Annotated in this window: 15 protein-coding genes; 9 read left to right on the forward strand and 6 right to left on the reverse strand. The window is 66.9% G+C overall.

Translation table 11 applies throughout. The features are described 5' to 3' along the window. Window positions 1–25 precede the first annotated feature (25 nt). The 6 genes from tnpB to gatC all read right to left on the reverse strand — a co-directional run bounded on the left by tnpB (window position 26) and on the right by gatC (window position 4727). Window positions 26–409 carry an IS66 family insertion sequence element accessory protein TnpB gene (tnpB, locus tag GH681_RS21855; RefSeq protein ID WP_194271314.1) on the reverse strand — a complete coding sequence of 128 codons (384 nt, stop codon included), beginning with the start codon at window positions 407–409 and terminating at the stop codon, window positions 26–28. Beyond that, window positions 352–717, reverse strand: coding sequence for a transposase (locus GH681_RS21860; RefSeq protein WP_153163641.1), 366 nt, complete (start codon window positions 715–717; stop codon window positions 352–354). Before GH681_RS21860 ends, tnpB begins: the two co-directional genes overlap by 58 nt. A 196-nt stretch (window positions 718–913) precedes the next feature. Next, window positions 914–2374 (reverse strand): Asp-tRNA(Asn)/Glu-tRNA(Gln) amidotransferase subunit GatB, encoded by a 1461-nt coding sequence (gene gatB, locus GH681_RS21865; RefSeq protein ID WP_153163642.1) that lies wholly within the window; start codon window positions 2372–2374, stop codon window positions 914–916. Window positions 2375–2403: 29 nt separating this feature from the next. Then, the gene (locus GH681_RS21870) at window positions 2404–2916 is read right to left on the reverse strand and encodes a hypothetical protein (RefSeq protein WP_153163643.1); all 513 of its coding nucleotides are present in this window, start codon (window positions 2914–2916) and stop codon (window positions 2404–2406) included. 8 nt (window positions 2917–2924) lie between these two features. Further along, window positions 2925–4376 (reverse strand): Asp-tRNA(Asn)/Glu-tRNA(Gln) amidotransferase subunit GatA, encoded by a 1452-nt coding sequence (gene gatA / locus GH681_RS21875; RefSeq protein ID WP_153163644.1) that lies wholly within the window; start codon window positions 4374–4376, stop codon window positions 2925–2927. A 63-nt stretch (window positions 4377–4439) separates the two neighbouring features. Further along, window positions 4440–4727, reverse strand: a complete 288-nt coding sequence (gene gatC / locus GH681_RS21880) for an Asp-tRNA(Asn)/Glu-tRNA(Gln) amidotransferase subunit GatC (protein WP_153163645.1) — start codon at window positions 4725–4727, stop codon at window positions 4440–4442. 108 nt (window positions 4728–4835) lie between these two features. Here gatC and GH681_RS21885 point away from each other — a divergent pair, with 108 nt between their 5' ends. From GH681_RS21885 to GH681_RS21925, 9 genes are all read left to right on the forward strand, one after another. Further along, window positions 4836–5879, forward strand: coding sequence for a rod shape-determining protein (locus tag GH681_RS21885; protein ID WP_153163646.1), 1044 nt, complete (start codon window positions 4836–4838; stop codon window positions 5877–5879). A gap of 114 nt (window positions 5880–5993) precedes the next feature. Then, a complete protein-coding gene (gene mreC / locus GH681_RS21890) occupies window positions 5994–6911 on the forward strand; it encodes a rod shape-determining protein MreC (protein ID WP_153163647.1) in 918 nt (305 codons plus the stop codon). A 3-nt stretch (window positions 6912–6914) separates the two neighbouring features. Next, window positions 6915–7436 carry a rod shape-determining protein MreD gene (mreD, locus tag GH681_RS21895; RefSeq protein ID WP_153163648.1) on the forward strand — a complete coding sequence of 174 codons (522 nt, stop codon included), beginning with the start codon at window positions 6915–6917 and terminating at the stop codon, window positions 7434–7436. A gap of 81 nt (window positions 7437–7517) precedes the next feature. Next, the gene (gene mrdA / locus GH681_RS21900; RefSeq protein WP_153163649.1) at window positions 7518–9422 is read left to right on the forward strand and encodes a penicillin-binding protein 2; all 1905 of its coding nucleotides are present in this window, start codon (window positions 7518–7520) and stop codon (window positions 9420–9422) included. 37 nt (window positions 9423–9459) lie between these two features. Beyond that, entirely contained in the window at window positions 9460–10557 is a 1098-nt protein-coding gene (gene rodA, locus GH681_RS21905; protein WP_153163653.1) for a rod shape-determining protein RodA, read from the forward strand. A gap of 43 nt (window positions 10558–10600) precedes the next feature. After that, a complete protein-coding gene (locus GH681_RS24080) occupies window positions 10601–11653 on the forward strand; it encodes a septal ring lytic transglycosylase RlpA family protein (protein ID WP_153163650.1) in 1053 nt (350 codons plus the stop codon). A gap of 91 nt (window positions 11654–11744) precedes the next feature. Further along, window positions 11745–11957, forward strand: coding sequence for a hypothetical protein (locus tag GH681_RS21915; RefSeq protein WP_153163651.1), 213 nt, complete (start codon window positions 11745–11747; stop codon window positions 11955–11957). 3 nt (window positions 11958–11960) lie between these two features. Next, window positions 11961–12188, forward strand: a complete 228-nt coding sequence (locus tag GH681_RS21920) for a hypothetical protein (protein WP_153163652.1) — start codon at window positions 11961–11963, stop codon at window positions 12186–12188. Window positions 12189–12327: 139 nt separating this feature from the next. Then, window positions 12328–12781, forward strand: a 454-nt coding sequence (locus GH681_RS21925; protein WP_153163619.1) for a leucine zipper domain-containing protein, incomplete at its 3' end; no start/stop codon positions are given.

Consider the following 12781-nt stretch of genomic DNA (forward strand, 5'->3'; position numbering starts at 1 on the left):
CGGGGCAACTCCGGATGGTGCACCGTCAGATCATCCGGATCGCTCCGTCGCCGCTCAATTGCTGCCAGGGCAGCCCCAGCACCAGCGCGTCGAACTGGGCTTGGGAGAGCGTCAGCGAGCCGTTCCCTTCGGCCCAGCGAAATCTCCCCTGATTGAGCCGCCGGCAGGCGAGCCAGATCCCCTGGCCGTCATGGATCAGTACCTTCATCCGGGTACCGCGCCGATTGGCGAAGAGGTAGGCCTGATGCGGGCGCGCCTCGCCGAAGACTCGCACCACCTGGGCGAGGAGCGTATCCATGCCGGCGCGCATGTCGAGCGGAGCGATCGACAGCCACAGGGCATCGACCCGGATCACCCGAGCCACTCGCGCAGCCAGGCGCCACAGGCTGCGGCCGAGGCGATGGGCCAATTCACCGTGACCGTCGCGGTGCCCCTGCGCAGTTCCAGGCGGATGGGGGCATCAACGCTTGGGGAAAGCTGCACCGGGACAAAGTCGCCCATCGGCTCGGAGGCCGCCACCCGTAAGGGCAGACAGGATAACTCGGGCGGCTCAATGCCTCGCTCGCGCATCCAGCGCCGCAGCTGGTTGGCGTTGATCCCGTTGGCCAGGGCCACCCCGGCGATCGACGCGCCGGGCTCGCCGCAGGCTTCGATCAGGGACTGCTTGAATGCTTCGGAGTGGGTGCGACGGGTTCGACGCGGCTGGATGACGGTCATGAAAGTGTCCACTTCTAGTGCGTAGTGGACACTATGGTTACCGAGCTAAGAGGTCGGGGGAAGACGGGTTTGCCGGGGGCTTACGGTTGTGGAGCGAACTTCCCTTGCCAATCGAAGGCACCAAAAACAAACCCCGGCCGAGGCCGGGGTCGAGGGGAGTCAAGGCCCGGCAGGCAGCCGCCGGGCCAAGAGGGAATTACCCCAGCTTCTTCTTCAACAGCTCATTCACCTGCGCCGGGTTGGCCTTGCCCTTGCTGGCCTTCATGCACTGGCCGACCAGTGCGTTGAACGCCTTTTCCTTGCCGGCGCGGAATTCCTCGACGGATTTCTGGTTGGCGGCCAGCACCTCGTCGATGATCGCCTCGATGGCGCCGGTGTCGGTGACCTGCTTGAGGCCTTGCGCTTCGATGATCGCGTCGGCGGATTCGCCTTCCTTGTTCCACAGCGCCTCGAAGACCCTCTTGGCGATGGCGTTGGAGATGGTGTTGTCGGCGATGCGGGCGACGAGGCCGGCGAGTTGCGTGGCACTCACCGGGCTGGCGGTGATGTCGAGCTCGGCCTTGTTGAGGCGCGCGGCGAGGTCGCCCATCACCCAGTTGGCGCAGGTTTTGGCGCTGGCAGCGCCGGCGGAGGCGACGGCGTCCACGTAGAACTGGGCGGTCTCGCGGCTGGCGGTGAGGGTGGTGGCGTCGTAGGCGGAGAGGCCGTATTCGCCCTGGAAGCGGGCCGACAGGGCGGCGGGCAGCTCGGGCATCTCGCCCTTCACGCGGTCGATCCAGTCGGCGCCGATGACCAGCGGCAGCAGGTCGGGATCGGGGAAGTAGCGGTAGTCGTGGGCGTCTTCCTTGCTGCGCATGGCGCGGGTTTCGCCGGTGTCCGGGTCGAACAGCACGGTGGCCTGCTGGACCTTGCCGCCGTCCTCGATCAGGTCGATCTGCCACTGGATCTCGTAGTCGATGGCCTGCTGCAGGAAGCGGAAGCTGTTGAGGTTCTTGATCTCGCGGCGGGTGCCGAACTCGGCCTGGCCGCGGGGGCGCACCGAGACGTTGGCGTCGCAGCGGAAGGAGCCTTCCTGCATGTTGCCGTCGCAGATGTCGATCCAGCGCACCAGGGCGTGGAGCGCCTTGGCGTAGGCCACGGCTTCGGCGGACGAGCGCATGTCGGGCTCGGAGACGATCTCGAGCAGCGGCGTGCCGGCGCGGTTGAGGTCGATGCCGGTCATGCCGTGGAAGTCTTCGTGGAGGCTCTTGCCGGCGTCTTCTTCAAGGTGGGCGCGGGTGAGGTTGACGCGCTTCTCGTAGTGGCCGCCCTTGCCATCCGGCACCAGCAGGTCGAGGTGGCCGCCCTGGACGACCGGGAGCTCGTACTGGCTGATCTGGTAGCCCTTGGGGAGATCCGGGTAGAAGTAGTTCTTGCGGGCGAAGATGCTCTTGGGCGACACGGTGGCGCCCACCGCGAGGCCGAAGCGGATCGCCCGCTCGACGGCGCCCTTGTTGAGCACCGGCAGCACGCCGGGCAGGGCGATATCCACCGCGCAGGCCTGCACGTTGGGTTCGGCGCCGAAGGCGATGCTGGCGCCGGAGAAGATCTTGGATTGGGTGTTGAGCTGGGAGTGAACTTCCAGCCCGATGACGACTTCCCAGTCGGTTCTGCTCATGGTGGCTCTCTAGATTTGGTGTCGTTCGGTCAGTCGCAGTGGCCGGTGCTCTTGTCGATCAGGAGCGGCCACACGTAATCGTGGGCGCTGGCCGGGCTGCAAAGGGTGTGGCAGTTGGCAAAGGCGACGGTGATCTGCTCGCCCTGTTCCCACATGTGGATTCGGCAGTCCCGTGCGCCGGCGAGTTCGACGGAGGGCAGGGCCTGGGTCTGGCGGAACTGGGCGAGGTCGTAGCGGCAGGTGCCGCGCTTGGGCATCGTCACTTCGGCCTTGAAGGCATTGACCTTGGAGTTGACCACCTCGACGGTGGCGCTGCCGAAGTTGCCGGTCTCGTCCTTGAACTTGCACTGGGTGCTCACCGAGAAGGTGCGCAGGGGCATGGGCTTGAGCTTGCCGCTCGCGCCCGTGGCGGGCCGCTCGACGATGCCGCCCCCGGCGCCGCCGCTGTCGGCGGGGCGGCCGACGGACGGCAGGTCGAGGGTGCCGCAGCCGGCGAGGGCGGCGAGCACCACGGCGAGGAGCGTGCGCTGGATCAGCTTCATCGCGGGTTTCAGGCCTGCGGTGCCCGGGCGTGCCAGTCGGTGGCTTGCTGGAACTGGTGGGCGACGCCCAGCAGGCGGGCTTCGCCGAAGTAGTTGCCGATCAGCTGCAGGCCCACCGGCAGGCCGCCCTTGCCGAAGCCGGCCGGGTGCGACAGGCCGGGCAGGCCGGCGAGGTTGACGGCCACGGTGTAGATGTCGCCGAGGTACATCTGCACCGGATCGTCGGTCTTGGCGCCGATGCCGAAGGCGGTGGTCGGCGCGGTGGGGCCGGCGATCACGTCGCACTGCTGGAAGGCGGCGGCGAAGTCGTTGGCGATCAGGCGGCGGAGCTTTTGGGCCTTGATGTAGTAGGCGTCGTAGTAGCCGTGGGAGAGCACGTAGGTGCCCACCAGGATGCGCCGCTTGACCTCGGCGCCGAAGCCCTGGGCGCGGCTCTTGCAATACATGTCGTTGAGGTCGGTGTACTCGGCGGCGCGGTGGCCGTAGCGCACGCCGTCGAAGCGGCTGAGGTTGGAGCTGGCCTCGGCCGGGGCGATCACGTAGTAGGCGGGGATCGCCAGCCGGGCGTTGGGCAGGCTCACCTCGACGGTGGTGGCGCCGAGCTTGCGGTATTCGGCCAGCGCCGCTTCGACCGAGGCGCGCACGTCGTCGTCCATGCCGTCGGCGAAGAACTCCTTGGGCAGGCCGATGCGCAGGCCGGCGAGGGGCTTGGCCAGATCGCGGCTGTAGTCTTCGGCCTCGCGTTCGAGGCTGGTGGAATCCCTCGGGTCGTGGCCGGTCATCGCGGAGAGCAGCAGCGCGCAATCCTCGGCCGAGCGGGCAAAGGCGCCGCCCTGATCCAGCGACGAGGCGTAGGCGATCATGCCGTAGCGCGACACGGTGCCGTAGGTGGGCTTGATGCCGGTGACGCCGCAGAACGAGGCCGGCTGGCGCACCGAGCCGCCGGTGTCGGTGCCGGTGGCGATGGGCACCATGCGCGCCGCGATCGCCGCCGCCGAGCCGCCGGACGAGCCGCCGGGCACGCAATCGAGGTTCCAGGGGTTGCGGGTGGGGCCGAAGTGGGAGTTCTCGTTGGAGGAGCCCATCGCGAACTCGTCCATGTTGGTCTTGCCGACCATCACCGCGCCGGCCTGCTTGAGCAGGGTGACCACGTGGGCGTCGTAGGGGCTCACGAAGTTGGAGAGCATCTTCGAGCCGCAGGTGGTGAGCACGCCTTCGGTGCAGAAGACGTCCTTGTGGGCGAGGGGAATGCCGGTGAGCGGGCCGGCGGTGCCGGCGGCGATGCGCGCGTCGGCTTCGGCAGCGGCCTGCAGGGCGCTGTCGCGGCAGGTGGTGACGAAGGCGTTGATGCGCCCGTTGCCGGCCTCGATGCGGGCGAGGCTTTCGGTGGCGAGTTCGACGGCGGAGACGCGCTTCGCGCGAAGGGCGGCGGCGATGTCCTTGAGGCTGGAGTCGATCATGGTGCGGGGTGCGAAGTGAGGCGGCAGCCGGGGCTGGCCGCGGGAATCGGGATGGGTGGCGGCTTACTCGATGACCTTGGGCACCAGGTACAGCCCGGCTTCGGTCTGGGGCGCGATGGCCTGGTAGGTGTCGCGGCGGTCGGTCTCGCTGACGGCGTCAGCGCGCAGGCGCTGGGCGAGCTCCTGGGGATGGCTCATGGGCTCGACCCCGTCGGTGTTCACCGCCTGCATTTCCTCGATCAGGCCGAAGATACCGTTGAGTTTGGCCTGGGTGGCGGCAAGATCGCCATCGGCGAGTTCAAGGCGGGCGAGCTTGGCGATGTGGCGGACTTCGTCGGCGGAAAGTGTCATGGCAATTTACAAAGTTGCTTAAACGACAAAGGTTTGTAGGTTATCATAAGCGATTCTGTTGCCCCAATTCCCAACCCCTCCAACGGCTTTTTCCGGGATTTTTCTCCGATGTTTGGTTCTCTGCGCTCTTACTTTTCGAACGATCTCGCCATCGACCTTGGCACCGCCAACACCCTGATCTACGTGCGCGGCAAGGGCATCGTTCTCGATGAACCGTCCGTGGTGGCGATCCGCACCGAAGGCGGCCCGAACGCCAAGAAAACCATCCTCGCCGTGGGGATGTCCGCCAAGCAGATGCTGGGCAAGACGCCGGGCAACATCACTGCCATCCGTCCGATGAAGGACGGCGTGATCGCCGACTTCACCGTGACCGAGCAGATGCTCAAGCAGTTCATCAAGAAGGTTCACGACACCCGCCTGTTCTCGCCCAGCCCGCGCATCATCATCTGCGTGCCCTGTGGTTCGACCCAGGTCGAGCGCCGCGCGATCCGCGAATCCGCCCTCGGCGCCGGTGCCAGCAACGTTTACCTGATCGAAGAGCCGATGGCCGCGGCGATCGGTGCCGGCATGCCGGTGGCCGACGCGACCGGCTCGATGGTCGTCGATATCGGCGGCGGCACCACCGAAGTGGGCGTGATCTCCCTGGGCGGCATGGTGTATGCCGGCTCGATCCGCGTCGGCGGCGACAAGTTCGACGAAGCCATCGTCAATTACATCCGCCGCAACTACGGCATGCTGATCGGCGAAACCACCGCCGAATCCATCAAGAAGGAAATCGGCTCGGCCTTCCCGGGTTCCGAGGTCAAGGAGATGGAAGTCAAGGGCCGCAACCTGGCCGAAGGCATCCCCCGCGCCTTCACCATCTCGTCCAACGAGATCCTCGAAGCCCTCACCGAGCCCCTCAACCAGATCGTCTCCGCGGTCAAGATCGCCCTTGAGCAGACCCCGCCCGAACTGGGCGCCGACATCGCCGAGCGCGGCATGGTGCTCACCGGCGGCGGCGCGCTGCTGCGCGACCTCGACCGTCTGCTGATGGAAGAAACCGGCCTGCCGGTGATCGTCGCCGACGACCCGCTGACCTGCGTGGTCCGTGGTTCCGGCATGGCCCTCGAAAAGATGGACCAGCTCGGCTCCATCTTCACCAGCGAGTAAGACGCGTCGGCTGCGACAGGGCGCCCGCGGTGAACCTCACGTTCCTCCGCGTGCGTCAGCGACCCGGGCTTGTCCCGGGCGCAGCCGTTTACCGCGCCACCTGAACATCCCTCGATGGTCGGCCATTCGCCTCCTCCCTTCTTCAAACGCGGGCCTGCGCCGCTGGCCAAGCTCGTGTTCTTCGTGACCGTCTCGCTGGCGCTGCTGGTCTCCGACCTCAACCTGCGCTACCTCGACGCCTTCCGCCAGGGCCTGTCTGTGCTCGCCTATCCGCTGCAGATGGCGGCCGCCACGCCGGCGGATTTCGTGCGCAACGCCTCCAACTACTTCGCCTCGCTGGTGCGCCTGCAGATCGAGAACAAGGAGCTCAAGAGCAAGCAGCTCCAGGGCGCCGAGCGCCTGCTGCGCCTCGACCAGATCGAGCAGGAGAACCGCCACCTGCGCGCCCTGCTCGACGCCCGCGAGCGCCAGCCGGTGAAATCCGTGGTGGCCGAGATCATGTACACGGCCAAGGATCCGTTCTCCCGCAAGGTGATCCTCGACAAGGGCGCCCAGGCGGGTGTCGAACCGGGTCAGGCAGTGGTGGATGATGTCGGCGTGATCGGCCAGATCACCCGGGTCTTTCCGATGCAGTCCGAGCTCACGCTCCTCACCGACAAGGATCAGGCGATTCCGGTGATCATCGTGCGCAGCGGTTTGCGGGCGGTGCTGTTCGGTTCGGGCAACGGTCTGATGGAGCTGCGCTACCTGGCCGCCAACGCCGACATCCAGCCCGGCGACAAGGTCGTCACCTCAGGGCTCGATGGCGTCTTCCTGGCGGGTCTGCCGGTGGCGACGGTGGCGCGGGTCGAGCGCGATCAGGCCCAGACCTTCGCCCGCATCCCCTGTCTGCCCGCCGCGGGTGTCGAGCAGTTCAGCCATGTGCTGGTGCTGGGGCACCGCGAAAGCCTGCCGCCCCGCCCGCCGGAGCCCGAAGTCATCAACAAGGGCAAGGGCGGCAAGGGTCGCAAGGCCAAGGCGGTGAAGGAGTAAGCCATGCAACCGACCAACCGTTCGAGCCGCATCCTGCTCCCGGTGAAGATGTGGTTTGTGTATCTGACCCTCTTCATCGCGCTGTTCCTCAACTACATCCCCACCGGCCATCTGCCCGCGGTGCCCGACTTTGTGGCCCTGGTGCTGGCCTTCTGGTGCGTGCGCGAGCCGCTCAAGATCGGCATCGGCGCCGGCTTCGTGTTTGGCCTGCTCACCGACATCGGCGTCGGCGCGGCGATGGGGCAGCATGCGTTTTCCTACGTGCTGCTGGCCTATGCGGCCAACGAGCTGTCGCGCCGGGTGCTGTGGTTCACGCCGGTCGAGCAGGCGCTCCACGTGCTGCCGCTGCTGTTCATGTCGCAGGTGGTGATGGTTGTCGTGCGCCTGCTGGCCGGGGCCGAGTTCCCCGGCTGGTGGATGTTCTTCGGCTGCTTCGTGGCCGCCCTGCTGTGGATTCCCCTGCACTACGTGCTGCTGCTGCCCCAGTACCAGCCGATGGAGCGGGATGAGAATCGGCCGATCTAGCGAGGGCCGGGGCGTGAAGGGCAAGGATTCGCTGATGCCTGCCGCTGGGCGCGCCTGCGTCGTGGTCGTGGGGGCTGCCCGATGACCTCGATCCGCACGCCCGAGCAGGAACTCGGCCGTTTCCGCGCCCGCCTGGCGGTGGCCGGCGCGGTGGCGCTGGTGTGCTTCGGGCTGCTGGCCGCGCGTTTCTTCTACCTGCAGGTGGTGCGCTACGACTACTACTCCACCCGCGCCGAAGACAACCGGATCTCGCTGGTGCCCATCGTGCCCAACCGCGGCCTCATCGTAGACCGCAACGGCACCGTGCTGGCCCGCAACTACTCGGCCTACACGCTCGAAATCACCCCGTCACGGGTGGCGGATCTGGAGCAGACCATCGAGGCGCTCTCCAAACTCGTCGACATCCAGCCCAAGGACCGCAAGCGCCTCAAGAAGCTGATGGACGAATCCAAGAGCTTCGAGTCGCTGCCGATCCGCAACCGCCTCACCGACGAGGAAGTCGCCCGCTTCATCGCCCAGCGCTACCGCTTCCCGGGCGTCGAGCTCAAGGCACGGCTGTTCCGCGACTACCCGATGGGCGCCTTCGGCTCCCACATCATCGGCTACATCGGGCGGATCAACGACCGCGATCTTGAACGCATCGAAGAAAACGACGACTCCGCCAACTACCGCGGCACCGACCACATCGGCAAGGCCGGGCTCGAGAAGAGCTACGAGCGCGAACTCCACGGCCAGACCGGCTACGAGGAGGTCGAGGTGGATTCCGGCGGCCGCGCGGTGCGGGCCCTGCGGCGCACGCCGGCCACGCCGGGCAACAACCTGGTGCTCACCGTCGATCTCAAGCTGCAGGAAGTCGTCGAGAAGGCCTTCGGCAACCGCCGCGGCGCGCTGGTGGCCATCGAACCGGGCACCGGCGGCGTGCTGGCGCTGGTGTCGGTGCCGACCTTCGACCCCAACCTGTTCGTGGACGGCATCGCCCCACAAGATTGGGACGAGCTCAACAACTCGCCCGACCACCCGATGGTGAACCGCGCCCTCAACGGCGCCTACCCGCCGGGCTCCACCTTCAAGCCCTTCATGGCGCTGGCGGCGCTGATGAGCGGCAAGCGCACTCCTGGTCAGGCGATCTCCGATCCGGGCTACTTCGACTTTGGCGGCCACCATTTCCGCGATGACAAGGCGGGCGGCCACGGGGTGGTGGACATGTACAAGTCCATCGTGCACTCCTGCGACACCTATTACTACAAGCTGGCCAACGACATGGGGATCGACCTGATCGCCGCGCAGATGGCCCAGTTTGGCTTTGGCAGCCGCACCGGCATCGACATCGAAGGCGAAAGCTCCGGCGTGCTGCCTTCGCCCGAGTGGAAGAAGCGCCGCTTCAAGAAGCCCGAGCAGCAGAAGTGGTTCGGCGGCGAGACGATCTCCATCGGCATCGGCCAGGGCTACAACGCCTACACCATGCTGCAGCTGGCCCACGCCACGGCCACGGTGGCGGCGGGCGGGGTGATGTTCAAGCCCCACCTGGTCAAGTACATCGAGAGCGCCAAGGACGGTTCGCGCCGGATGATCGAGCCCCAGCCGATCAAGACCATCCCGATCCGCCAGGACCACCTGGACACCATCCGCCGGGCGATGGTCGGGGTGAACCGCGAGGGCACCGGCACCCGCGCCTTCGCCGGCGCCCCCTACCAGGCGGCCGGCAAGACCGGCACGGCCCAGGTGTTCTCCCTGAAGGGTGCCAAGTACAACGCACGGATCGCCGAGCGTCTGCGCGACCACGCCCTCTTCATCGCTTTCGCCCCGGCCGACAAGCCCACCATCGCCCTCGCGGTGCTGGTGGAAAACGGCGGCTTCGGTGCAGAATCCGCCGCCCCGATCGCCCGTCAGGTGCTCGATTACTACCTCCTCGGCAAGCTGCCGGCCGGCATCGCGCCGGAATACCCGGGCGCCGAGGGAACGACGGGAGACAACGCCGGTGATTGATTCCCGCTTCGACCCCCGCAAGTGGCCGGGCTATCTGATGGCACCCCTCGATGGTGCGCTCCTCACCATCGTGGTGCTCATTTTGGGTTTTGCGACGGTGGTGATGGTCAGCGCCTCGCCGGAGCGCCTTGACACCCTGGCGCTCAACGTCGGTGTGGCCTTCGTGGTGATGTGGATCGCCGCCAGCATCCCGCCCCAGCGGATGATGAGCATCGCGCTGCCGCTCTACGTGCTGGGGGTGTTGTTGCTCATCGGGGTGGCGTTGTTCGGCGACGTCTCGAAGGGCGCCCGGCGCTGGCTCAACATCGGTGTGGCGCGCATCCAGCCGTCCGAGCTGATGAAGATCTCCATGCCGCTGATGCTCGCCTGGTATTTCCAGCTGCGGGAGGGGGCGCTGCGGGTACGCGATTTTTTCATCGCCGCCGCCCTTCTGCTGGTGCCAGTGGGGCTGATCGCCAAGCAGCCCGACCTGGGCACTGCGGTACTGGTGGCGGCGGCGGGCTTCTACGTGCTGTTCTTTGCGGGGCTCACCTGGCGGCTGATCCTGCCGGTGGCCGTCGTAGGCATCGCCGGCATCGCCGCCATCGTGGTGATGGGCGACACCATCTGCCAGCCGGATGTCGAATGGCCAGGGATGCGCGAATACCAGAAGCACCGGGTGTGCACCCTGCTTGATCCGACCTCCGATCCCCTCGGCAAGGGCTTCCACATCATCCAGTCCACCATCGCCATCGGCTCCGGCGGGGTGCTCGGCAAGGGCTGGGGCCACGGCACCCAGACCCACCTGGACTTCCTGCCCGAGCGACATACCGACTTCATCTTCGCGGTGCTCACCGAAGAATTCGGGCTTGCCGGCGCCGTGATCCTGGTGTTACTCTATATCTGTCTGATTTTTCGCGGTTTGTTTATAGCCGCAGGTGCCCCGACCCTGTTCTCGCGCCTTCTCGCTGGCGCGCTTACGCTGATCTTCTTCACCTACGCGTTTGTGAACATGGGGATGGTGAGCGGAATCCTCCCCGTGGTGGGCGTTCCGTTGCCCTTTGTCAGTTACGGTGGCACTGCACTCGTTACCCTTTGTCTTGGTGTCGGGATGCTCATGAGCATCCAGCGTCACCGGCGTCGGGTAGGTGCCTGAACCCGCGTGCGCCCTGGCGTACGCCCGAACAGGAATACGTGTCATGCCCCCTGTAGCGATCTCCCGTCGCGCCGGCCTGCTGCCGGTGCTTCTTTGTAGCGCCCTAGTGTTGTCCGCCCCCGCCATGGGCGCGCCTGCCGTCGCGTCTGCAAGCTCCACCAGCGATGCCGCGGCCCTCACCGGCCTCAAGCCCGGCGCCCGCTTCCATTTTGCCGACGGCGTGTTCAAGAATGATGGCCTGCCCGTCGACGCCCAGGGCGCTGAGTCCGAAGAAGCCGTGGCGGCGCCTGTCGTCGAGAAAAGCGATTACTCCCTCAAGGGCTCGATCGCGCCGGGCGCCGGCCTGACCCTCGAAAAGGGCGTCGCCAGCTGGTACGGCAAGATGTTCCACGGCCGCAAGACGTCCAGCGGCGACACCTACGACATGTACGCGATGACCGCGGCGCACCCGAGCCTGCCGATCCCCAGCTATGTGCGGGTGACCAACCTGGCCAACGGCCGCTCGGCGGTGGTGCGGGTGAACGATCGCGGGCCCTTCCATCCGGGCCGGATCATCGATCTCTCCTACGCTGCGGCCTACAAGCTGGGCTACACCGACCAGGGCCATGCCCAGGTCGAGATCGCCCTGGTGCTGCCCGAGGATGTGGCTTTTGTGCAGCCGGGCCGCCCGGTGCCGCCGATCCGCCGCGCAAAGGCGCCGGCCCCCCAGGCGCCGGTGGCGGTTGCCCAGCGTCCGGCCCCCGTGCCCGAGCCCGTGGTGGCTGCGGAGACTGCCCGTCCGGCGGCCGAGCCGCTCGCCGTGGCTGCAGTGGCGCCGGTTTCCGCCGTGCCTGTGCCGGCAAGCCGTCCGGCCGAGCGGGTCGGCAGCGAGGTCTTCCTGCAGCTGGGGGCCTTCGGTACCGCCGGGACAGCCGAGCACTTCAAGAGCTTCGTCGAGCATGAGCTCAAGTGGCTGAAGGAATCGGTCTCGGTGCTGGCTTACGAGGGCAAGTTCCGCCTGCGGGTCGGGCCTTTCCCGTCGGCCATCGAGGCCCGTTCCATCGCCGAGCGGATCGCCGGTACGCTCAAGCTCAAGCCCTCGGTCGTCCAACGCTGAAGCCCTTGTGCGCAGGGATGTAAAACCCTGCTGATAGCAAGGAAATTTTGCACCCTTTGGCTATACTGAAATCAACCAAAGGGAGGACGCCATGAGCTTCATCGATTCCCCCATCAGCCGTTGCGAAGCGGTTCGTGAGATGGTCCTGACCGACCAGACCCAACGCCAGTGTGCGTTCGAGCACGAATGTCCGCCGGGGCGTAACTGCCCGCTGGACGGGTGCTTTGCCGAGATATCCGGCCTCACCGAGGCGGCGACCCTCGCCGAGGTGGCGGCGGCCGAAGCCGCCCATCACCACGCCTGAAGCATGGCCAACCGGACGCTCGGTACCCGCCAGAAGCTGGTCTTCCGCGGCCCCGACAAGGGGCCGGGCGGCGTGCCGAAATCGCCCCGCAACCCGCTGGTCGTGCCGGCCCTGCAGCGCAAGGCCGGGCCCCATGACAAGTCAACGGGCGGGAAGCGTCAGGCCGAGAAACGCGCGATGAGCCGCCAGCTGCAACGGCTGGCGGGTGCGGTTTCCGGCGAATCCGAATGAAGGCCTGAAAGGCCGCCGGGGCGCAGGCCCCAGGCGGCTAGCTGTGAAGTTTCAATAGGTTGTTTCGGGTGTTCACCCGGGGAGATTCTGAGAGACTGGAAATCGCCAAACCCCCAGTCACCTCGAGAGCCTGCCCCGGATGAACACCCATAAGAATGCCCGATTGACCTACCTTCGTCGCCTGGAAATGGTTCAGGAGATCACCGAACGCGGCCTTTCTGCCTCGCAGGCGGGCGCCGCGCATGGCGTGAGCGCCGTGACGGCCCGCAAGTGGCTCGGGCGCTATCTGGCCGCGGGCGCTGTGGGCCTGTGCGACAAGTCCTCGCGCCCGGCCTGCTCGCCGCGCGCCATCGCTCCGGCCACCGCGCTGGCGATCGTGGAGCTGCGCCGCCAGCTCTTCCTTCAGGCCCGCATCGCCGCCTACATGGGCGTCTCGAAAGCGACGGTCAGCCGGGTGCTGCGACGCGCCGGGCTCTCGAGGCTGGGCGACCTGCAACCGCAGGAACCCGTCCAGCGCTACGAGCGCGAGACGCCCGGCGAGCTGCTGCACATCGACATCAAGAAGCTTGGCCGCTTCGAGCGGACCGGCCATC

This window comes from Zoogloea sp. 1C4 (assembly GCF_009469605.1).
In the GTDB taxonomy this organism is placed as follows: Bacteria; Pseudomonadota; Gammaproteobacteria; order Burkholderiales; family Rhodocyclaceae; genus Zoogloea; species Zoogloea oryzae.